Here is a 21688-nt window from a genome sequence, read left to right on the forward strand (position 1 = left end):
CGCTATCAGGTCTGGGGCAGTTCGAAGATCAGGCAGTTCGACGTTGCGTGGGCGAGGAGTTTGCCGCGTTCGTCGTACAGGTGGGACTCCGCGACCGCCGTACGGCGACCGCGGCTGATGATCCCGCCCTCGCACCGCAGCAGGCCCGAGTCGATCGTGACCGGCTTGATGAAGCGCGTCATCAGGTCGAGTGACGTGTAGCCGACGCCGGCCGGCAGCGTCGAATGGACCGTGCAGCCGGCGGCCGTGTCGAGCAGTGTCGCGATGACGCCGCCGTGCACCGTGCCGAGCGGGTTGTAGTGGAACTCGGCCACCGGCATCAGCACCGTGACCTTGCCCTCCTCGACCTCGATCCCGGTTCCGCCGACCAGGTGCAGGATCGGCGGCGCCGGGAGCTCCCCGTCGCGCATCGCCCGCAGCATCTCGAGCCCCGACGAGCGGCCGACCCGGGCCGCGGTCTCGGCCGGATCCGCCCACGAGAACGTCCGGCTCCGGGTCGCCTGCTCAGTCTCCGTCATGGACCGAGCCTCACACCGCCGACCTGGGTCTGTCAACGAGACTTAGCACTCAGCATGGGGTCGCCTGGTGTCACCGGGCGACGCCGTACCGCGACCTGGTCCGGGCGCGCGTCGACGTACAAGCGTTTAAATGTTGGGCTTTCGGGACCTCCTGTCTTCCTTCGTCCGATCCTCTCGCTAGGCTGCTGCCCGTACTGGGGGAGGAAGAGTGAGGCAGTTCAACGCACCGCCCGATTGGCCCGACCCGCCGACCGCGCGATGGCGACCGCCGAAGCGCTGGCGTCCGCCCGAGTCGTGGCCGCCCGCACCGGCGGGATGGAGGTTCTGGGTCGACGAGGCCGGCCGGCCGGTTCGCGGTCCGATGGGTCGGTACGGCGGACCGAGCAGGATCAAGCTCGGCGCGGTCGCAGCCGTCCCGCTCGCGCTGATCGCGGTGGTGCTGCTCAACCCGTTCGGCGGCGGTGACGACTCCGCGAGTACGACGCCCGTGCGAACCTCGGAACCCACGGCGGCGCCAACGAGCACACCGGTCGCGGAGCCAACGGCCATCGCGACGACTCCGGAGCGAATCGAGAGTCCCGAGGCCGGCCGGACGCCGACACCGACGCCGACCGAGAGCCGGACGCCGAGTGCGACGCCGGTGGGCACGACGGAGCCGACGCCGACGCCGACCGAGCCGTCGCCGGCGATCTCCCCGACGGAGCCGACCCCGACGACGGCGCCGGTCACGAGCACCACGGTCGTGTTCCGGAGTTGTGCGGAGGCTCGCGCGGCGGGCAAGGCGCCGCTGCACCGCGGGGATCCGGGCTACTCGGCGGCGCTCGATCGCAACGGTGACGGCGTGGCCTGCGACCGCGGCAACTCCTGACGGATCCCCTCGTTCCACAGCTCCTGCGTCTGGCTGATCCAGAAGGCCGCGAACAGCAAGATCAGCGTGCCCTCGATCCAGAGGACCGCGTGATCCCAGCCGAAGACCTTCTTCCAGCCGAACATCAGCAGCGGTACGACGACCATCGCGACCGCGATCACGGAGTACCGGTTCGCCGGTGAATGCGGGACAGCGTGCTTGCGTTGCTTGCGCCGGAACTGCACCGCATTCAGCACCACGACCGCAACGACGCACGCGAACATCACGATCGCGGCCGCGTAGTGCGCGTTGCCGATGAACCCGGACCGGTCGACGAAGAACCACGCCAGCCCGCCGCCGAATAGCACCACGGCGACCGCGAGGCCGAGCACGTACACCGGCGTCCACCCGGCCGGCTGCCGGACCCGGTCCCGGGCGATGAAGACCGCGGTCACCAGCAGGCACGGTACGCCGACCACGAACAGCGCGAGCATGTTGTTCGCGACGTTCGCGGCCGCGTCGCCGAGCGCGACCGGCACCGAGTGACACGTGCCCTGTCCCGGCGTCGGCACGAGCGCGACGCCCGGGGCCAGGATGCCTGCCACGTTGAGCAGGATGTCCTCCGGCTCGGTGTTGCCCTTCAGCACCACCATGCAGACGCCGATGGTGATCAGCGAGCCGACGAAGATCGCGCGCACCGGCGTGTAGTAGTACGCGCTGATCGACGTCTGCAGACAGTGAGGATCGGTTTTCGCCCACTCGATCACCAGCGCGGCGGCGAGCAGGAGGATCATCGCCGGCATTGCCATCCGCAGGTACCGATAGGTCTTGATGGAGTAGCCACCGGGCACAGTCATCCACGGCCCCCTCGACACGAGCTCCCTGGTGCCGTCAGTATGCGCCGTCAGGGGCGCACCACGAGAGGCCGAAACGCCGCCTGGACCTGCGTGTCGCTCGGGGTCACGCTCTCGTTGTCCGTGCTGCTGGAGCTCAGGCGGTACGGGCAGGACTCCCCCGACATCTGCACGATGGTGGACAGCACCAGGCGCCCGGTGCGTAGCTCGTACACCTTGACCGGGACCGTGACCTTGCGGAACGTCACGTAACTGACCTCTCCGCCGTACGGATTCGACTCCGGCACGTACGGGCAGGTCTGCACTGCCGCGCCCTGTCCCGGCGTCTCGGTACACACGACGATGGTCGCCCGGTACGGGTCGTCGATCGACCATGCGGCCGGCAGCTGGTCGGCGTACTGGGAGCCGTCGCCGAGGAAGATCGCCGGGTTGAAACCGCGGTGGTACGGCTTCGAGCCGCTGTACTTCGCGGGACTCGAGCAGTACGACCCGTCCAGCACCAGGTTGCGGACGTTGTCCAGCTCGATCGCCAGCGTGGCCTTCACGAGTCCGGCGCGCGCCCGCGCCGCCTGCTTGGCCTTCGGGTACGTCGTGACGAGCCGCTGGTACGTCGCTCGCGCGGTCACCCAGTTCTTCCGGGACGCATAGTCGTCGCCGCAGGCCAGCAGTGCATTGGGCTCGATCCGGGGTACGACGGCATTGGCGCGATCGAGCAAGTTCTTGGACAGCTTGCGGGTCCGCAACCACGCGGTCAACGTGATCTGCTCGCACGACCCCATCGTCTGCAGGTCCTTGACGAATCGATCCATGACGGCACCTGCGGTCGCCTGCTGCCGCGGGTCGGAGGCGATCGGGCCGAGCATGCCGTAGCCCTCCTTGACCGAGTCCACGTCCCCCAGTCCCACAGCTGTCCCGAGGTGCGACCTCACCGTTTCCAGCCTGCCGCAGATCTCTACGTCGCTATCACCGCGGTCCATGTCCTGCCCGGCGACGAGGCGGTCACCGAACCAGACGTCGTCCTGCGCCTGCACGACCTTCGCGCAGTCCCCGGCCCGCCGCGCTGCGGTCACCGCGTCGGCGACATCGGCAGCACCGCGCTTGAGCACGACGCCCGACGCCACGACCGCGAGCGTGACCACAGCGGCGACGATCCGCTTCGGGATACTGGCCGTCCGCTCCGGTGGCCGGGTCGCCAGGAACAGTCCGTGCAGCACCTGCAGCAGTCCCCACCCCAGCAGGCCGAACTGGTACGCCGTGTCCTTGCGCTGGTACATGAGGACGAGGAGTACCGCCGTACCGGCGAGGCCGAGAAGACCGAAGAACCAGCGGCGGATCAGGAAGTAGCCGAGGCCGAGCAACGAGGTGTTGCCCAGGGCAACGGCCAGTGGATCGTGCGGCCGCAGCCGCTTCGGCGGAGGTCCCGGGTACGGCGTGCCCTGCGGAGGCGGAGGCGGCAACTGCTGGTAGGTCATCTGTATCGCTCTCAGTCACGAAGTGTCACCGCCCACTGTGACGTCGTACACCTCCACCCGCGGCGCACTGGCCGGTTCCTGTCACCCGAGCCGGATGGACTTCTTGTTCATGAATTCCTCGATGCCGGCCGGGCCGAGTTCGCGGCCGAGGCCGGAGCGTTTGATGCCGCCGAACGGGAGGTCGGCCTGGGAGCCGCCGGCGCGATTCAGGTACACCATGCCGGCGTCGATGCGGTCGGCGACGCGGCGGTTGCGGTCGGGGTCGGTGCCCCACACCGATGCGCCGAGACCGAACGGGGTGTCGTTCGCGAGCCGGACCGCGTCGTCCTCATCCGCAGCTTCGAAGACGATCACGACCGGCCCGAAGATCTCTTCGTAGTACGCGTCCATCTCCGGCGTGACGTCGGTGAGGACGGTCGCCTCGAGGTACGCGCCGGGCGTGATGCGGCGACCGCCGGTCCGCAGGGTCGCACCTTGTTCGACCGCTTTCGCGACCTGGGCGGCGACCTCGTCCGCGGCGGCGGCCGAGGCGAGCGGCGGGAGCTTCGTCGCGGGGTCGGCCGGCTCGCCGGGGAGGTAGTACTCTGCGACGCGTTTGGTCAGCCGGTCGACGTACTCGTCGTACAGGCCGGCGAGGACGATCATCCGCTTCGGGGCGTTGCAGGACTGGCCGCAGTTCCGCATCCGCGCGGTTGCGGTGGCGTTGACGGTCTCGTCCAGGTCGTCGGTGTCGAGGATGATCAGCGGGTCGGAGCCGCCGAGTTCGAGCACGGTCTTCTTCAGGTTCTTCCCGGCCTCGGCCGCGACCGAGATCCCGGCCTGCTCGCTGCCGGTCAGCGAGACGCCGGCGATCCGCGGGTCGGCGAGGATCGCGGGGATCTGCCGGCTCGACGCGTACGTGTTCACGTAGACGTCGTCCGGTACGCCGGCCGCGTGCAGGATCTCCTCGATCGCACGCGCCGACCGTGGGCAGATCGAGGCGTGCTTGAGCAGGATCGTGTTCCCGAGGACCAGGTTCGGCGCGACGAACCGGGCGACCTGGTAGCACGGGAAGTTCCACGGCATGATCCCGAGCAACGCCCCGATCGGCCCTTTGGTGATGACGGCCTTCCCGTCCTTGAGGTCGATCGGTTCGTCCGCGAGCAACGCCGGCCCGTGCTCCGCGTAGTACCGGAAGATGTCGACCACGATCCCGACCTCACCCCGGCCCTCGTTGACCCGCTTGCCCATCTCGAGCGTCATGATCGCGGCCAGCTCATCCGTCCGCTCCGCGAACAGGTCAGCCGCCCGCGCCACGATCGCGGCCCGCTCCCCCACGGTCCGCCGTCGCCAGTCCGGGTACGCCGCATGCACCCGACCGATCGCCGCGCGCACCTCCTCCTCCGTCGAGTTCGCCACTTCCTCCACCAACACCCCACGCGCCGGATCGGTGACTGAGTACATCGGCAACCTCCATCCAAATCCAAGAACCGCCACCATACTGTATACAGCATCCCCCCAATCTATCGCCGGTCCAACTTTGGGCACCCACCAACCGTTTCGAGCGCCGCGGAATGGTTGGCAGGGGCCCAAAGACGGCTTGGGCAGCGCGCCGTGTGCGGTTGTGACATTTGCGTCTTGGGGGCATGCTCATGGCTGGTCCCGTTGTCCGCCTCTTTGATCGGATGCCCGCCCGTGTCTGAGCAACGGAAGTTTCGTCGTGTTGTGCGGCTGGTCACAGTGCTGGCCGTTGTCTCGGTGCCGTCGATGGCGCTGGCCGCACCGAGCGCTCCCCCGGACCCTGTGAACGCCTGGCAGTACCCGCACTGGCCGCAGAAGCAGCCCTGGCAGGAGTCGGGGCCGGACACGCGGGTCGCGAAGACCCTGTCGAGCGGGCTGCCGGGCCCGATCGACCCGCAGAACTGGGAGAACCCCGACCACATGACGTGGGACGACTACGTCAAACCGCCCGGCACCAACTGGGCCGATCCCGCCGTGAAGGGGTCCGAGCGGACCTTCAAGGGCGCGCTCGTGCTGCTCGACTACCCGAACCAGGACTTCGTCATCACCAAGCCCAAGGGCTCGACGGCGTTCCGCAACCCGAGTGCCGCGGCGAACGGCGTACCGCGGGATCAGACCGCGCAGTTCTACAAGAACTTCCTGAACACCCCAGAGCCGCTGAACCACGGTCACACGTTGCACGAGTACTGGATGGAGGACTCCGGCGGCCGGTACGGCGTCGACCTCACCGCGTTCGGCCCGTACCGGATGCCGGGCAAGTCGCACGAGTACGCGATGGAGTTCCAGAGCGACGAGGACTGCCCGGCCGGTGACAACTGCTCGCGTAACATCCGCACCGACGGCCAGGCGGCCTGGGTCGCCGACCAGGGTCCCGACGTACCGGCCGGGTACGACTTCGTGTTCTTCCTCAGCGCCGGCCAGGACGAGTCGTCGACCTGGCAGGAGTTCGGGATGATGAAGTTCCCGACCAAGGAGGACGTCACCGAGGAGTTCGGTCCGCCGGATCCCGCGCAGCGCAACTGGTCGGAGACCCGGTACGTCGGCTGGACGTCGTGGGCGGCCGGCTCGTCGATCTGGCCGAACGCCGGCGGCGGCTCGTCCACCCAGGCGGAGAGCTCCGGGATGGCGGTGTTCGCGCACGAGTTCAGCCACATCCTCGGCATCGGCGACAACTACAACAACCCGTACGGCGTCCCGCCGAGGCGCGCGTACACCGGTATCTGGGAGATGCTCAGCCGGGGCAGCTTCAACGGCCCGGGCGGCCCGCACAGCCGCTGGATGATCCCGGCGACCGGTGGTGCGTCGATGGGCGCGCAACACATGCTGCGCAACAAGATCAAGCTGAAGATGGTCGACGAGCAGAACGTGCTCAGACTCTCCCGCGAGGCACTCGCGACCTCGGGTGTGGTGATCGCGAACGTCAAGGCACGCAGCGTGAACCCAGATGCCAAGGACCTGTCCGGGATCAACATCGAGCTCGGCGGCGCGGGCGATCTGGACGCGCCGTGCGACGCGACGAAGGATCCACTCTGCGACGGCCGCGGGTACCAGAACTACACGGTCGAGGTCGTGGACCGGATGGGCACCGACTCGTTCACCCCCGATGCCGGCGTACTGCTCGCGAAGACCAAGAACCAGGACCGCGCGCCGTTCGAGTGGGTCGTCGACGCGAACCCGCAGGACATCAACCTGACCGACTACGTGCTGCCCGACGGCACGAAGGTCCCGATCACGATCGGCGACTACCGGCAGTTGTCCGACGCACTGTTCCACGCCGGCACGAACTCCGGCAGCGAGTACGAGTACACCGACACCGCGAACCGCCTGCACTTCTACATCACGAACGTGCACCGCAACGCGAAGGGTGAGCTGTCGTACACGGTCGCGATCCGCTCCCTCGACGGCGCCGGCGCCCAGAAGCGCGGCGTACGGCTGCTGCCGACCGTCGCGAAGCCGGACCGCAACGGTGTCCAGACCTGCAACTTCAGCCTCACCAACACGGGCAAGGCCGGTACGTCGTCCACGCAGCCCGAGGACGTCACGCAGTACATCAAGGGTGACGTCTACCGCCTGTCCGCCAAGTCCGACGGCTGGCCGATCGCCCTGCCCAACGCACTCGCCACCGCGAACGCGGGCCAGCAGGTCACGGTCCCCGTCTACACCAAGGGCGGCACCGGCCAACTCGCCAAGATCGCCCTCACCGCAACCTCCGAAAGCGACCCGACCAAGTCATCAACCGCCACCTGCATCGCCGTCAAGCGCTGAGCCGCCAATCGCTCAGCCGTTAAGCGCTCAGCCGTTAAGCGCTGACAGCAGCGCGCCGGGCGTCCAGCCGAGTTGGACGCCCGGCGCCGCGTGCAGGTACTCGACCACCTGCGCCAACTCCCAGCCGTGCGCCTCGGTCAGACCGGTGGCGATCCAGCGAAGGTACGACGCTGTTGGCGCGGCCGGATCGATGTCGGCGACCGTCCCGTGGGTGACGGTGAACATCGGCAGGCCGTCAACCTCCCCTAGTCGCACGACGGTCTCGTAGCGGCCGGAGCCGAGGGAGTGGATCTCGGCTACCTCCGGGAGGAGGGCTTCGAGCTCCAGCGCGTAAGAACCGCCCGGCTCGCGCCACATCTCCTGGGCCGCCACGTCCGCCAGCTGCTCCAGGCTGAGGAGGTAGGCACGGCCTGCGAGCTCGGTGGGTGCGGCCGCGTTGTAGAACGCCGAGCCACCGCCCCACACCTTCGACGCACCCGCGAACACCAGTCCGCCTGACACCGTGACTGCCGCGGTCCGCTGGGGCGGCGTCTGATCGCGGCAGCCTGGGTAGATCCGAGCGCCGCCACGCGGGCGGCCGCCGTACAGATAGCAACTGAAGCGTTCGAGGGCGAGATTGGACCCGTAGGCGACGTACCACACACGCTCCACGGAACCTCTGTCAACTCCTCCGGACTACAGGAACACTGATTGCTGTCGGCAACGAAAAATTGGACGCCGCCTTGTAACACTACCCGATCATCCTCCCACGTGTGCACGGACTTGCCATCCTGTGGATAACCTGGATTGCCGAATTCCCTTGAAAACAAGGGCATTCGGCTTCGAAAAACTGTCGGAGGGGCTGTCTACGCTGTGGGTATGGAGATTCTCGGGGAGCGACCGGTGTGGTCGATGAGCGGCGACGAGATGGTGACGGCTCTCGATGCCACGTACGCCGAGATCGCCCGCCTCGAAACCCTCGCGCTGCGGCTCACCGCCGGCCTCGAGACCATCGGCTACGCCAAGGACGTGGGCGCCGGCACCACCGCCCGATTCCTGACCTTCCGCTACCGCGTCGACGCCACCAAGGCCCGCCGCGACGTCTACCTGGCCAACGCTCTACCGAAGTACCCCGCCGTTGCGGCCGCCCTCCCCGACGCTGATCCTGAAGTCGAGGGTGGTGGAGTGCTGTTGCATCCGGCGCAGGCCGAGGCGATCGTGTCCGCGCTGGACAAACTGCCCGCCACAGTGCCGGTCGAGGATCTGGCCGTCGCCGAGCGGGAAATGGTGGAACTCGGCCGCACCCACGGTCCGCTCGACCTGCGCAAGGCCGGCGTACAGGTCCGCAACCGGCTCGACACCGACGGCCCCGAACCAGCCGAACAGGAGGCGTACGACCGCGAGACGCTGAAGCTGAAGACCGCCGACAACGGCGTCGCGTTCACCGGGTTCCTCGCCAACGAGAATGCCGAACTGTTCCGCACGCTGATCCACACCTACGCCAAGCCGCACAAAACCATCGACGGCGCCCTCGACCCCCGCAGCCGCGACAAGCGCCAGGCCGACGCCCTCACCACCGTCCTGAACACCGCCAGCTACACCGCCAGCAACACCGCCAGCAGCACCGCGACCAGCGGCGGTTCTGTCCCCGGACATGGCCAGAAGCCGCAGATCCTCGTCACGGTCGACTTCGACGACCTCAAGACAGCCGCCGCGAACGCGACCGGACGGCTGATCTATGGCGACGCCCTGTCCGCGGCCACCATCCGGCGTTTGGCCTGCGACGCCCAGATCCTCCCCGTCGTGCTCGGCTCGGACTCCCAGCCCCTCGACGTCGGCGCCACCGTCCGCCTCGCCACCGGCCCCATGCGCAAGGCCCTGATCGCCCGCGACAAGGGCTGCGTCTGCTGCGGCGCCCCGCCGATCTACTGCGACGCCCACCACGTCACCAGCTGGATCGACGGCGGAGAAACCAAACTCACCAACCTCGTTCTGCTCTGCAAACGCTGCCACCGCGACCTGCACGCCGGCCACTGGAACATTCAAATCACGAACGGCACCGTCCACGTCACCCGCCCCACCTGGGCCACCCCCGCCCCGATCCGCCGCGACAGATACCACCCACCAACAACCACATCCGGCACAAGAAGACCCGACGCGACCGGGGCACCCGCGCGCGCCTGGCCAGAGACACCGATCCACCTTGGATCACCCCCGAGGACGCCTCACGCCTCAACCCCTGGGGCGACGCGCACGACAGCGGCCGCCTGCTCGACCCTTGGGGTGCCCAGATCCCGGAGCGCGAAGACGACGGCGAACCCGTCGAGGAGAGCGCAACGGACCCGTGGGGCGAGACCCGTGATTCACCCGGCAACAACGCCGCGGCGTAGGGCGACGTACCCGCACAATCATCAGACCACGCCTCTGCCCGTGGATCCGGCCTGCCTCAGGGAACGCGCCAGGTTCAACCGGCTGAAGGTCCACCACTCCACCGGCAACACCGCGTCATGCCGGGTCGCCGAGGCTGGGGATCGGCGGCGTCGAGCCGTACGTGCTGAGTGCGGCCGCGCACCGGCTACCGGCTACCGGGTCGACGGGACGCTGCGACAGGCGATCAAGCCCGCCAACGGCTGGCAGAGTGTGTGAAGCCGTCCCGCCTGTCCCCCGCGTCATGGTCGGATGCGGACAGGAGGACATGTGGACGTACTGCAGTGGATTGGCCAACCGGTCATCGAGCGCGGCGTCATCGAGCGTCGGTTCCAGCTGGTGCGGGGCGTGGATGTCGTCCCGGGCATCTTGTGGTTGCCCGCGCGGCCCGAGCGGCCCCTTCCGCTCGTCCTCATGGGGCATGGTGGCAGCGGTCACAAGAGAACCGACCGACAACTGCGTCTGGCCCGATGGTTCGCCGGATCACAGATCGCCGCCGTCGCAATTGATGGTCCGTACCACGGTGACCGGACAACAGAGCCGGTCGACAGTCGGCCGCACCAGGACCGGATGGCGGCGATCGGGGTCGACACGGTGACCGACAGCATGATCGCCGACTGGCGTGGGACTCTGGATGCCCTCAGCGACCTGGAGGTCATCGATGCCGGCCGCCTCGCGCATCTCGGCTTCTCGATGGGGACTCGGTTCGGGCTGCCGTTCGTGGCCGAGGCAGGTCCGCGGCTGCGCTGCGCAGTACTTGGCAAGTACGGAATGCGCCAGCCACCCGCCATGCCCGTCGCGGTGGACATGGCGTCGCGCTTCACCCGGGACGCTCCCCGGGTCACCGTGCCAGTTCTGTTTCATGTGCAGTGGGACGACGAACTCTTCCCCCGCGCCGGACAGTTCGAGTTGTTCGAGCTACTGGGATCGCGCGACAAGCAGCTGATCGTTTTCCCGGGAACGCATCGAACCGCGACTCCGGCGGCGCTCACATCATGGTGTGAGTTCGTAAGCCATCACCTGACTGGCTGAACACGTGGTTGCAAGATTCTGCGTATTGAATCTTGTAAGGGGACAACTTTGCGCGCTATGGTCCACGGCGGCGCTCGTTCATGGCTCGTACGCCGGTTGTTCGGGTTGATGTGCGCCTGATGAATCACTGGTGCTGAACACTCCAGCCGTCCCGCCCCACGAGGAGAGCTGTCATGCCAGACATCAATCGCCGTAGGTTCCTGCAGTTGGCCGGAGCGTCGGCTGCGTTCGCTGCGATGACGAACAGCATCGAGCAGGCCGCCGCGATCCCCGCGCACCGCCGGTTCGGCAGTATCCAGGACGTCGAGCACATCGTCGTCCTGATGCAGGAGAACCGGTCGTTCGACCACTACTTCGGCAGTCTGAACGGCGTCCGCGGGTTCGGTGACCCGCGACCGGTCACCCTGCCGAGCAGCAAGCCGGTGTGGTACCAGAAGAGTGCCGCCGGGAAGGAGATCCTGCCGTTCCGGCCGGAGGCCGACAACCTCGGGATGCAGTTCATCCAGGACCTCGCGCACAGCTGGTCCGACGCGCACCTGGCGGTGAACAACGGCAAGTACGACCAGTGGATCCCGGCGAAGACGCCGACCACGATGGCGTACCTGACCCGCGAGGACATCCCGTTCCACTACGCGCTCGCGGACAAGTTCACGGTTTGCGACGCGTACCACTGCTCGTTCATGGGCTCCACAGACCCGAACCGCTACTACATGTGGACCGGCTACACGGGTAACGACGGCACCGGCGGCGGCCCGGTCCTCGGCAACGACGAGGCGGGCTACGGGTGGACGACGTACCCGGAACGGCTCGAGCAGGCCGGTGTCTCGTGGAAGATCTACCAGGACATCGGTGACGGCCTGGATGGCGACCACGGGTGGGGCTGGATCGACGACGCGTACCGCGGGAACTACGGCGACAACTCGCTGCTCTACTTCAACAAGTACCGCACCGCGCAGCCAGGCAACCCGTTGTACGACAAGGCTCGCACAGGCACGAACGCGAAAGCCGGCGAGAGCCTGTTCGCGCAGCTCGCCGCCGATGTGACGAACAACCGCCTGCCGAAGATCTCCTGGATCGCGGCGCCCGAGGCGTTCACCGAGCACCCGAACTGGCCGGCCAACTACGGCGCCTGGTACATCTCCCAGGTCCTGGACGCGCTCACCGCGAACCCCGAAGTGTGGAGCAAGACCGCTCTGTTCATCACGTACGACGAGAACGACGGCTTCTTCGACCACGTCGTACCGCCGTACCCGCCGATGGATGCCAATCAGGGCCTGTCCACGGCCGACCCGGGCCCCGATCTGTACACCGGGTCGAAGGCCGCGCACGGCGCCTACGGTCTCGGCCAGCGGGTGCCGATGCTGGTGGTGTCGCCGTGGAGCACCGGCGGCTACACCTGCTCCGAGGTGTTCGACCACACGTCGATCATCCGGTTCATGGAGTCCCGTTTCGGCGTCCACGAACCGAACATCTCGCCGTGGCGCCGGGCGATCTGCGGCGACCTGACGTCGGCATTCGACTTCGGTACGGCGGCGACGCAGCCGGCGACCCTCCCCGACACCAGCGCGTACGAGCCGCCGGACAACAAGCGGCACCCGGACTACGTGCCGACGCCGCCCGCCGTCGGCAAGGTCCCGGCGCAGGAACGCGGCCGCCGACGTACCCGGCCGTTGCCCTACGCACCGGTCGTCGACGGGGCCGTTGCCGACAGCAAGTACAGGCTGACGTTCAGCTCCGGGGCGCGGGCGGGCGCGCAGTTCCTGGTCACCTCGGCGAACCGTTCCGACGGCCCGTGGACGTACACCACCGAAGCCGGCAAGACCGTCGCCGACAGCTGGAATCCGATCTACTCGGCCGGCGTCACCGACCTCACCGTCCACGGCCCGAACGGCTTCCTCCGCACCTTCAAGGGCAAGCCCGCCACCGACACGACCTACCTCCGCCGCCTGGCCGGCCACGTAGAAACCGGCACCCCCAGCCTCAGCGACCCCGCCATCAAGACCGTTTGACGGCCGGAGCCGGAGCCCCGATCTAGAGGATCGGGGCTTCCGGCTTGGTGTCGGCGGCGGGGTTTGCGTCGTCGACGCGTTCCAGTTCGTCGACGGCGATGCGGCTGGTCCAGCGTTGGTCGGGGTCGGGTTGCGGGATGGAGTCGAGGAGCAGCTTGGTGTACGGGTGGGAGGGCTCGTGCATCACCGTGGAGACCGGGCCGCGTTCGACGATCTGGCCCTTGGTGATGACCATCACCTCGCCGCCGAGGTAGTAGACCGTGGACAGGTCGTGGGTGATGAACAGCGTCGTCATCCCGTGCTCGGTCTGGAAGTCGAGCAGGATGTCCAGGAAGTGCTTGCGCACCTGGGCGTCCAGCATCGACACCGGCTCGTCCGCGATGATGAACGACGGGCGCAGCATGTGGACCCGGGCGAGCATGATGCGCTGCCGCTGACCGCCGGACAGCTGGTGCGGGTACCGCCCGAGCACGTTCTCCGGCTCGAGACGGACGGCGCGCAGCGACTCCTCGATCAGCTCGAGTCCCTTGGCGCGGGTGTCCGCGAGCTTGAACTTCTTCAGGGCCTTCCAGAGCACGCGATCGACCCGGTAGAACGGGTTGAAGATCGCGTACGGGTCCTGGAACACGGGTTGTACGTCGCGCCGGTACTCGTCGTACTCGGCCCGGCTCAGCTTGAAGATGTCCTTTCCGCCGTACAGCACGGATCCGGCCGTGGGCTTCTGCAGGCCGAGGACGTTGCGGGCGATCGTGCTCTTCCCGCTGCCGCTCTGGCCGACCAGGCTGACGATCTGCGGCGGCGAGGCGGCCAGGCTGAAGCTCACGTCGTCCACCGCGGTGATGTAGCCGTCGGCGACCCCACGGGCGTGGAACCGTTGCTGCACGCCACGAAGTTCGAGCTCCGACTTCATGATGCCCTCCGTCCGAGCTTCGGGATCGACTCGATCAGCTGCCGGGTGTACGCGTCCTGTGGGTCCTTGAAGACCTGCCGTACGTCGCCGACCTCGACCAACTGTCCCTCGTACATCACCGCGACCCGGTCCGCGAGCTGTGCGTGCACGCCCATGTCGTGCGAGATCACCATCAGGGTCACGCCGAAGTCGGTACGCAGATCCGCGAGCGACTGCAGGATGACCCGCTGGATCGTCACGTCCAGCGCCGTGGTCGGCTCGTCCGCGATCACCAGGTCGGGTTCGAGCGCGACCGCGATCGCCATCAGCACCCGTTGCTTCATCCCACCGGACAGCTCGTGCGGGTACATCCGGGCCACCCGCGGCTCGAGACCGACCTGTGCGAGCAGCCGCGGGATCATGTCCGACACCGCTTCCTTGCGGTCCGGCGCGTGCTCGACGATCACGTCCTTGAACTGGTCGTGCACCCGCATCACCGGGTTCAGCGAGCTCATCGAACCCTGCGGGAGATACGAGAGAGCACTCCACCGCAGTACCCGAAGCTCCTCGCCGTGGACCTTCAGCAGGTCCACCGGCGAACGGCCGGCCGGGTGGAACATCACCGAGCCGCCGGTCACCTTGCCCGGCGCCTTCAGGAGCCGGAGCAGTGCCACCGCGAGCGTGCTCTTCCCGCTGCCCGACTCCCCCGCGATCCCGAGGATCTCACCGCGGCGTACGTCGAGATCGATCCCGCGGACCGCCTTCACGTCGCCGCGGTTGGTGGAGTAGACGACCTCGAGCCCCTTGATCTCCAAGACGGAGTCACTCACCTGCCACTCCCCTCAGCCGCGGGTTGTAGACCTCTTCCAACCCGATGTTCACCATGTTGAGCGCCGCGAACAGCAGCGTCAGCAGCACGATCGGGACCACGAACATCGGCCACGCCCCGAGCGTCAGCGCGCCGGTGGTGATGGCGTTGTAGATGATCTGGCCGAGGTCGACGACACCGCCCGGCCCGAGCCCGATCACCTCCAGGCCGACCAGTCCGAAGATCGCGCCGAGCGCCGAGGACGCGAACCCGACGCCGATGAACGGCAGCAGGTTCGGCAGCAGCTCGGTGACGATGATCTCCAGGTCGCGGGCCTTGCTCACCCGCGCCAGGTCGACGTACGGCCTGGTCCGCAGGCTGAGCACCTGGGAACGGATGGTCTTGGCCGCGAACGGCCACGAGAAGATCGAGATCATCACGCCGACCTGGAACAGACTCACGTTCTTCGCGTACGCCGACAGCGCGATCAGCAACGGGAACGTCGGGATCACCAGCAGGATCCCGGTGAACGTCGACAAGATGCCGTCGATCCAGCCGCCCTTGTAGCCGGCCACGAAGGCCACGATCACGCCCGCGACGGTGGAGATGATGCCCGCGATCGCCCCGATCTGGAGCGAGACCGACAGCGCCTTCATCACCATCGCGAACACGTCCCGGCCGAACTGGTCGGTGCCCAGCAGATGCCCGGGTCCGGGTACCAGCCACTTCTCGTACGCCGCCACCTCGATCGGATCCTTGCCGCCCCCGATCGCGTTCACGATCACCGGGCTGAACAGCGCCAGCAGCACCATCACTCCGAGGATGATCAGCCCGGCCGCCAGTCGCCGGCTGTTCCGGATCGTCCGCAGCACCGCGGTCAGAATTCTCATCGTCATCACTTCCAGTACTTGACCCGCGGGTCAAGCAGCGGGAGCAGGAGGTCGAGCAGGAGTACGGCGGTCAGCACCGAGAAGATCGCGATATCGGTGACGCCGAGGATCGTGTTGAAGTCGAGTTGCTGGATCGCGGTGACCAGCGTGGTCCCGAGACCCGGGTAGTTGAACAGCTGCTCGACCAGCACGTTGCCGTTGAAGATGAAGCCGAGCGAGATGCCGAACGCGGTGATCTGCGGCAGGTAGCAGTTCCGCAGCGCGTACCGGGTCAGGATCCGCCAGCCCTTCAGGCCTTTCGCCTCGGCGTACACCAGGTAGTCCTCGCCGAGGACCGGGACCATCAGCATCCGGGTGGACAGGATCCAGCTGAACGTCCCGATGATCACGATCGACAACCCCGGCAGCAGCCCGTACTTGAGCACGCTGCCGATGAACTCCAGCGAGATCCCCGGACTGATGTTGGAGTCGTACGCCGATCTCGCAGGCAGCACGCCCATCGAGTACGCGAAGATGTACACCAGGATCAGCGCGACGAAGAAGTACGGAACGTGGGAGAGCGCGATCGACAGGTTGGTCGCGATCGCGGATCCGAGTTTCCCGCGCCGCCAGCCCGCGATCGCCCCGAGGAGCACGCCGAGGACCCAGGCCAGCACCGCGGAGATCCCGAGCAGACCGATTGTCCAGGGCAACGATCTGAGGATCACGTCCTGGGCCGGCGTCGGGTAGTTGATGAGGCTCGGCCCGAGATCACCGTGCAGAACGAGTTTCTCCATGTACTTCAGGTACTGGGAGAACATGTTCCCGGTGAGGCCGAACTCCTGCTGGTAGCGGGCGATGAGCTCGGTGCTCGCCTGCTGGTTGTACATGTAGTTCTGCTGCAGCGTCTGGATCAGGGTCTGGACCGGGTCGCCCGGGATCAGACGGAAGAAGAAGAACGCGATGGTGAGCGCTCCCCAGAGCTCCACGAAATAGAGCCCGACCCTTCGGATCGCGTACGCCGCCAGCGGATGCCGCGACAGCCAGGCCCGCACCCCCGAAGGCGGCGCGGAGTCCTGGCTCTTGTCGACAGCTACCACCGGCGGGGCCTCCGCCGTCACGCCGGTCCCTTCTGGCCGGTGGCCGAGATCTTGCCGAGCACCAGGATGAAGTGCGGCCACCAGTTCAACGGCACCTCGTACAGGTTGTCGTCGGTCGGCCAGTCCTTCCAGAAGGCGGTGTTGAAGAACTGCGGGTACCCGGTCTGGATCACCGGCAGCAGCGGCAGCTTCTGGAAGTAGATCTCCAGCGCCTGCTTGAGCAGCGGCTTCGCCTCCTCGCTGTCCGGGTCCATCCCGGACAGCTTCTGGGAGATCTCGTCGAACGCCGGGTCCTTGAAGCGCATCTTGTTCTTCCCGGCGGCGTTCTTGCCGATCGGCTGTGCCTTGCTGCTCTCCCAGTCGGTGTACAGCTGCTCGGGGTCGATGGCGAACCCGGCCCAGCTCGAGTCGATGTCGTACTCGCCGCGCTGGAACTTCTCGTCGTGCACGCTGCCGGACAGGCTGCGCAACGTGCAGGGCACCCCGACCTTGGCGAGGTCGGTCTTCAGCACGTTCGCGATCGCGTACTCGGCCTTGTCGACCTGCGCGGGCGTGATGATCTCGAGGTTGATCTCCTTGCCCTTGTAGGTGCGCTTGCCGGCCGCGTTCTTCGGAGCGATCTCGTCGAGCAGCTGAGTCGCCTTCTCGAGGCTGTACTCGAACTTGTACTTGTCGGCGAGCTCGTCGTCCTTCCACTTGTCGTTGGTCGGGTAGTCGGCCCACGGGTAGATCGCGGGCGGCACCTTGACGTCCCAGACCGACGTACCGATCTTCTCCCGGTCGAGGCAGTAGTTGATCGCCCAGCGCATCTTCTCCTCGGCCATCACGCCCCGGGCCGGGTCGCAGTTCAGCCACATCACCCGTGGGTTCGGGTCGTGGAACTGCGTCGTGACCAGGTTCGGGTAGCCGGTGTTGGCCAGCTGCGTGGCGTGCTGCGTGTCGATCGAGCCGACGTCGAACTCGGCGCGCTCGAACGCCAGCGACGCCTGGTCGAGCTGCTTCGAGGTGCTCTGGAAGATCACGTACTGCGGCTTGACGTCGAGCTTGTCCTTGTTCCAGTAGTTCGGGTCCTTCTCCCAGACGAACATCTTCTGGTTCCGGATCGCCTGCTTCAGCTTGTACGGGCCGGAGCGGACCGGCGGGTTGTCCTTGTACTTCGTCAGGTCCTGCGACTTCCAGATGTGCTCGGGCATGATGTTGTTCGGCGCGCCCGCGATCGCGGCGATGAAGTTGTAGTGGAACCGCGGCGTCGGCTTCAGGAACTTGACCACCGCGGTCTGCGGGTCCGGCACCTCGACGGTCTTGACGAACTCCTTCAGGTCGCCGCCGCCGCCGAACAGGTCGGGGCGGTCCTTGAGGGCCATGACGGTGAACCTGAAGTCGTTCGCGCCCAGCGGCTTCCCGTCGTTCCAGTGCGCCTTCGGGTCGAACTTCAGGGTCAGCTCGGTGTGGTCGTCGTTGTACTTGTACTCGGTCGCCAGCCACGGCGTGAGCTTGCCGGTGGCGAAACTGAGGAAGAACAGCGGCTCGGTGGCCAGCTCCACACCGGCACCGCCCGGTGATCCGTTCGGGATCATCCCGTTGAAGCTGTCGAAGACGGTGTACTCGACCTGGCCGACGATCACCGTCTGGTCCCGCGGGACCGGGATGTTGGCCTTGCCGATCTGGATGGACTTGGTGGCCACCGGCTTGTTGCTGTTGGCCGGCTTGTCGGAGTAGGAGCCACCGCCGGAACAGGCGGCCAGGAAGGCGGTCAGTGCCGCGGCGCCTCCTCCGATCATGCTCCGCCGGGTCAGCTGGTACCGGACGACGTCTTCGACATCTTCGTACTGCTCTTGCGGGCGCGGGCCATCGCTGTGGGACTCCGTGTTCATGACGAAGGTCACCTCCGTTTGCATTGCGTGGACTGGCGGATCACGGACCGAGAGGTGCCACGGACTATAAGTAGCGTTGACAACGTTGACAAGAGTTCGTTGCCACGTTGAAGTGAAGACGTCATATCCGCAGCTCAGTGGATATACCAACCTTTGACAACGTTGCTCGCTCTGCGTGACTCCCGTAGGCGGAAACGCTTCCAAGCGCAGTTACGCGGCGTGTACTTTCCGGCCCGCGGCCAGTTCCGGTCAGTCGTAGACGGCGTCGACCAGAAGTTCCACGGAACGGTCCGGTTCGTTGAGAACCGCGCGGATCACGTGCCGCTGGTCCCATCGCCCGGCGGCCCACGCGAGGGCCTTCGCCAGCCCGTCGAACGTCGCCGCGTGCGGTGCACCCTCGGCGTCGACCCACCACGAGACCTCGACACCGTCGACGGTGAGCTCCTCGTGCTCCCACCACGCCGCCGGGACCTCGGGCACGAGTTCGCGGACGATCTCCGGCACGTCGGCCGCCGTACCCTCGCCGTCGATTTTGCCCTCGGCAACTTCTTGGGCGAGCGGTACGTCGAACAGGTCGCTGAGCCCGTCCGCCGCGGCGCCGGATCCGATCACGAACCCGCCGAGGTCCTCGCGCTGCACCCACATCGGCCCGTCGACCACGACCGCGCCATCCGCGTCGGTGACTCGGGTCCCGCCGCCGTCGGCGTCCAACACGCGGACGTGCGCCGGCGCGGCGCCTGGGAACAGCGCGAGCGTCCCGAGCCGGTTCCGCAGCCGCAGGATCGATGCTTCGTCGACGTCGCGCTCGGGGTCGGCCAGCCGGTCGAGGACGAGACCGAGGCCGTCCGCATCGAGATCGCTGACGTCGCGGACCAGGCCGACCGCCGTACGGACCTCGGGATCGAGGCCCGCCGTCCAGGCGGGCGCCTCGTCGAGGAAGGTTGCGAGCACCGGTTCGGCGTCGGGATCCGCGCGTCCGGCGAGCGGTTCGCCGTCGTCGAGCAGGACGTGCTCACGGATCCACCAGGCGGCGTACGACGGCACGCCGAGCGGCCGGTCGTCCGGGCCGACGACGCGGACCTGGGTGACGAGCGCGCGACGCAACTCGGGGTCGGATCCGAGGAGCTGCAGAACTTTCGGCCAGCTGTCGTCGGTGATCCAGTCGAGGTCGCGGATCGCTTCGAGCTCGCCGACTCCTGCCCCGTACCGGGATCCGTCGGGCGCGACGTCGTACGCCCAGTCCTCGATACCGTCGAGGTCCTGGAGGGCTTCGGGGAGGCGGTCCAGGGCGACGTCGGATGCGGCGACGACCCCGAGCGAGGCGAGGACGCCGACGGCCTCCAGTGCGGGCAAGCCGTAACGGTCGAGGACGTCGCCGGCGATGGGCGCGACCTCGTCGGCGTCGAGCACTGCTTGCGCGTCGGAACCGGCGACGACCAGGGCGTTCGCGGGAACGAGTTCGCCGTCCGCGTCGCGAAGTACGAGATCGGAGAGCCACCACAGGCCGTCCGCCTGCGTCGGGTCGGCGGCGACCATGCTGAGGACAGCGTGCGCGATCGCGTCCGGGTCGTCGGCTTCCGCGGAATGCTCGACAGCAGCACGAACGGCGCCGTCTTCGAGGAGCGAGCGGGGAGTGGCGGTGATCGCGCCGAGGCGTTCGAGGACGGGGTCGACGGCATCCGGGTGTACGACGCGTACGCCGTACTCACCGAACGCGGCGAGCGTGTCGATCGGGATCTCGGGTCCGGGCAGGAGCAGACCGCGAGCACCGCGGACGAGCCGGCCGTCCGCGAGCGGGACCGGGAGGGTGCCGAGGGATTCGCGGATCAGTGGGTCGGTGACCATGGTCGAGAGCGCGGCGTAGAGCGTGCGCCACCAGCCGGGCGGTTCCTCTCCTCCGAGCTGATCCACCACCTCGGCCAGTTCGATGCGTCGTACCTGCAGGGCGTCAAGGGCGAGGCGGTCCTCGCGGCGGGCGTGAATCAGGCCTGGTACGAGCGGCGCCAGGACCTCGTTGAACGCTTCGTCGGCACCGTCCACGACGACTGCCTCGCTCGGTCGCAGGATGGTGCCGTCGACTGCGGGGAGGACGGGGCTGCCTGGTAGTACGCGGAGGATCTCGTCGCGGAGCATGCGATCCAGTGCTCCCGCAGGTAGGCCGGTCGGGACCAGGCGCAGTACGTCGTCTCCGGTGTCGGCTCGTTGGCGGAGGAGTTCGGCGTACGACGTCGCCGCTTCCTGGACGAGCCGATCCGTCAGCGGGCCCTTTGCCACGTGACGCCGGGTGGAGTCGAGCGGGAAGGTTGCCAGGAGCAACGCTGGGAGGGAGAACGGTTCGTCGGTGGGGGTGGGTGCGTGGACCACACGCGGTAGTTCGGTGAGAGGGCTGCGGGGCAGGGCCCAGACGACTGACCAGGTGGGGCGGGTGCGTTCTTCGGTGGGGCGGTCGGCGAGGAGGTGCTCGCGTTCGGCGGTGGTGAAGGTGCCCGCGGCGCGGTGGATATGCCAGCGGTCGGCCGCGTTCTCCAGGATCCGATGGGTGTCGTCGGTTTCGATCTCGATGCGTTCGAGGCCTGGGAGCGCCAGGAGGAGCGCGTCGTCGGCTTCGGTGAGCAGGCGGCGAACGAGGTCGGCGGCCGCCTCGTCGCGGAGCGGGAGGACGACCGCGGTGTCGTAGCCGGCGGGCGGCTCGCCTTCGGTCGCGAACGGGAGTCGCAGGACAGGCGCCTGCCCGTCGCGACGCCGCAGCTCGGTGTCCAGCGCCGCGTTCTCGAGGTCGGCGATGGCCGACGCGGTGTCAGCCTTCGAGAACCGCACACCCCCGGTCCGCGACAACACCACCGGCTCATCCGTCACCGCGAGCACAGCGGAGAACCCGACCCCGAACCGTCCCACCGAGGAACCGGCCTGCTCAACGCGTTTGGCTGAGGCTCGGAGGGTGGCGAGGGACTCCACGCCTGCTGCGTCAAGGGGTACGCCGGTGTTCGCTACTACGAGGGTGTTGGCGCGGAACTCGTACAGGACGCGGCCCGGGACGCCGGCGCGGGTGGCTGCGTCGGCGGCGTTCTGGGCGAGCTCGATCACCAGCCGGTCGACGTACCCGCCGAGGGCGAGTTCCTCCTCGGCGTTCGCGTCCTCCCGGAACCGAACGGGCGCCGCCGCCCACCCGGCCAGCACCCGTTCACGGATCCCCATGGCTCCGAACACATCCTCAGTCACCGAGGCACCGTACCTCCCAGGTCATC

General features: G+C 67.6%; 16 protein-coding genes. 5 read left to right on the forward strand and 11 right to left on the reverse strand.

Translation table 11 applies throughout. The features are described from left to right. Positions 1-5: 5 nt before the first annotated feature. Complete coding sequence (locus EV647_RS21235; protein ID WP_134005471.1) at positions 6-518, reverse strand: PaaI family thioesterase; 513 nt, start codon at positions 516-518, stop codon at positions 6-8. Between the two features lie 208 nt (positions 519-726). Between EV647_RS21235 and EV647_RS43085 the strand changes: the two genes are divergently transcribed. Then, on the forward strand, positions 727-1386 hold the full coding sequence (locus tag EV647_RS43085) for an excalibur calcium-binding domain-containing protein (protein ID WP_238177314.1): 660 nt from the start codon (positions 727-729) through the stop codon (positions 1384-1386). Here EV647_RS43085 and EV647_RS21245 read toward each other — a convergent pair. From EV647_RS21245 to EV647_RS21255, 3 genes are all read right to left on the reverse strand, one after another. Then, on the reverse strand, positions 1326-2222 hold the full coding sequence (locus tag EV647_RS21245) for a hypothetical protein (RefSeq protein ID WP_134005473.1): 897 nt from the start codon (positions 2220-2222) through the stop codon (positions 1326-1328). The genes EV647_RS43085 and EV647_RS21245 overlap by 61 nt on opposite strands. Before the next feature lie 47 nt (positions 2223-2269). Continuing rightward, positions 2270-3691 carry a hypothetical protein gene (locus EV647_RS21250; RefSeq protein ID WP_134005475.1) on the reverse strand — a complete coding sequence of 474 codons (1422 nt, stop codon included), beginning with the start codon at positions 3689-3691 and terminating at the stop codon, positions 2270-2272. A gap of 81 nt (positions 3692-3772) precedes the next feature. Further along, the gene (locus EV647_RS21255) at positions 3773-5134 is read right to left on the reverse strand and encodes an NAD-dependent succinate-semialdehyde dehydrogenase (RefSeq protein ID WP_134005477.1); all 1362 of its coding nucleotides are present in this window, start codon (positions 5132-5134) and stop codon (positions 3773-3775) included. Positions 5135-5395: 261 nt separating this feature from the next. Here EV647_RS21255 and EV647_RS21260 point away from each other — a divergent pair, with 261 nt between their 5' ends. Then, on the forward strand, positions 5396-7456 hold the full coding sequence (locus EV647_RS21260; protein WP_238177315.1) for a M6 family metalloprotease domain-containing protein: 2061 nt from the start codon (positions 5396-5398) through the stop codon (positions 7454-7456). 27 nt (positions 7457-7483) lie between these two features. Here the strand turns inward: EV647_RS21260 and EV647_RS21265 are convergent, their stop codons facing one another. Next, positions 7484-8107 carry a histone deacetylase gene (locus tag EV647_RS21265; protein WP_134005479.1) on the reverse strand — a complete coding sequence of 208 codons (624 nt, stop codon included), beginning with the start codon at positions 8105-8107 and terminating at the stop codon, positions 7484-7486. Positions 8108-8314: 207 nt separating this feature from the next. On the opposite strand from EV647_RS21265, the gene EV647_RS21270 reads away from it, so the two are divergent. The 3 genes from EV647_RS21270 to EV647_RS21280 all read left to right on the forward strand — a co-directional run bounded on the left by EV647_RS21270 (position 8315) and on the right by EV647_RS21280 (position 12903). Then, entirely contained in the window at positions 8315-10081 is a 1767-nt protein-coding gene (locus tag EV647_RS21270) for an HNH endonuclease signature motif containing protein (protein WP_238177316.1), read from the forward strand. A 51-nt stretch (positions 10082-10132) separates the two neighbouring features. Continuing rightward, complete coding sequence (locus tag EV647_RS21275) at positions 10133-10894, forward strand: dienelactone hydrolase family protein (protein ID WP_166680398.1); 762 nt, start codon at positions 10133-10135, stop codon at positions 10892-10894. 173 nt (positions 10895-11067) lie between these two features. Beyond that, positions 11068-12903 carry a phosphocholine-specific phospholipase C gene (locus EV647_RS21280; protein ID WP_134005483.1) on the forward strand — a complete coding sequence of 612 codons (1836 nt, stop codon included), beginning with the start codon at positions 11068-11070 and terminating at the stop codon, positions 12901-12903. Between the two features lie 22 nt (positions 12904-12925). Here EV647_RS21280 and EV647_RS21285 read toward each other — a convergent pair whose 3' ends face one another. From EV647_RS21285 to EV647_RS21310, 6 genes are all read right to left on the reverse strand, one after another. Beyond that, positions 12926-13813 (reverse strand): ABC transporter ATP-binding protein, encoded by an 888-nt coding sequence (locus EV647_RS21285; protein WP_134005485.1) that lies wholly within the window; start codon positions 13811-13813, stop codon positions 12926-12928. After that, the gene (locus EV647_RS21290) at positions 13810-14622 is read right to left on the reverse strand and encodes an ABC transporter ATP-binding protein (protein WP_134005487.1); all 813 of its coding nucleotides are present in this window, start codon (positions 14620-14622) and stop codon (positions 13810-13812) included. Before EV647_RS21290 ends, EV647_RS21285 begins: the two co-directional genes overlap by 4 nt. Beyond that, positions 14615-15490, reverse strand: a complete 876-nt coding sequence (locus tag EV647_RS21295) for an ABC transporter permease (protein ID WP_238175732.1) — start codon at positions 15488-15490, stop codon at positions 14615-14617. The genes EV647_RS21290 and EV647_RS21295 overlap by 8 nt, the downstream gene beginning before the upstream one ends. A gap of 5 nt (positions 15491-15495) precedes the next feature. Next, positions 15496-16590: an ABC transporter permease gene (locus tag EV647_RS21300; protein WP_134005491.1), complete on the reverse strand. Its 1095-nt coding sequence runs from the start codon at positions 16588-16590 to the stop codon at positions 15496-15498. Beyond that, positions 16587-18443 (reverse strand): ABC transporter substrate-binding protein, encoded by a 1857-nt coding sequence (locus EV647_RS21305; RefSeq protein ID WP_134005493.1) that lies wholly within the window; start codon positions 18441-18443, stop codon positions 16587-16589. Before EV647_RS21305 ends, EV647_RS21300 begins: the two co-directional genes overlap by 4 nt. Before the next feature lie 249 nt (positions 18444-18692). Then, complete coding sequence (locus EV647_RS21310) at positions 18693-21662, reverse strand: sacsin N-terminal ATP-binding-like domain-containing protein (RefSeq protein ID WP_238177317.1); 2970 nt, start codon at positions 21660-21662, stop codon at positions 18693-18695. Positions 21663-21688: the final 26 nt, after the last annotated feature.

The sequence above is a fragment of the Kribbella sp. VKM Ac-2566 genome (assembly GCF_004366005.1).
In the GTDB taxonomy this organism is placed as follows: domain Bacteria; phylum Actinomycetota; class Actinomycetes; order Propionibacteriales; family Kribbellaceae; genus Kribbella; species Kribbella pratensis.

What these genes read in the sequence shown, in the direction of transcription:
- EV647_RS21245 (WP_134005473.1), bottom strand. Translation starts at nt 2,222, where the DNA reads ATGACTGTGCCCGGTGGCTACTCCATCAAGACCTATCGGTACCTGCGG.
- EV647_RS21235 (WP_134005471.1), bottom strand. Translation starts at nt 518, where the DNA reads ATGACGGAGACTGAGCAGGCGACCCGGAGCCGGACGTTCTCGTGGGCG.
- EV647_RS21285 (WP_134005485.1), bottom strand. Translation starts at nt 13,813, where the DNA reads ATGAAGTCGGAGCTCGAACTTCGTGGCGTGCAGCAACGGTTCCACGCC.
- EV647_RS21295 (WP_238175732.1), bottom strand. Translation starts at nt 15,490, where the DNA reads ATGAGAATTCTGACCGCGGTGCTGCGGACGATCCGGAACAGCCGGCGA.
- EV647_RS21250 (WP_134005475.1), bottom strand. Translation starts at nt 3,691, where the DNA reads ATGACCTACCAGCAGTTGCCGCCTCCGCCTCCGCAGGGCACGCCGTAC.
- EV647_RS21305 (WP_134005493.1), bottom strand. Translation starts at nt 18,443, where the DNA reads ATGAACACGGAGTCCCACAGCGATGGCCCGCGCCCGCAAGAGCAGTAC.
- EV647_RS21280 (WP_134005483.1), top strand. Translation starts at nt 11,068, where the DNA reads ATGCCAGACATCAATCGCCGTAGGTTCCTGCAGTTGGCCGGAGCGTCG.
- EV647_RS21255 (WP_134005477.1), bottom strand. Translation starts at nt 5,134, where the DNA reads ATGTACTCAGTCACCGATCCGGCGCGTGGGGTGTTGGTGGAGGAAGTG.
- EV647_RS21270 (WP_238177316.1), top strand. Translation starts at nt 8,315, where the DNA reads ATGGAGATTCTCGGGGAGCGACCGGTGTGGTCGATGAGCGGCGACGAG.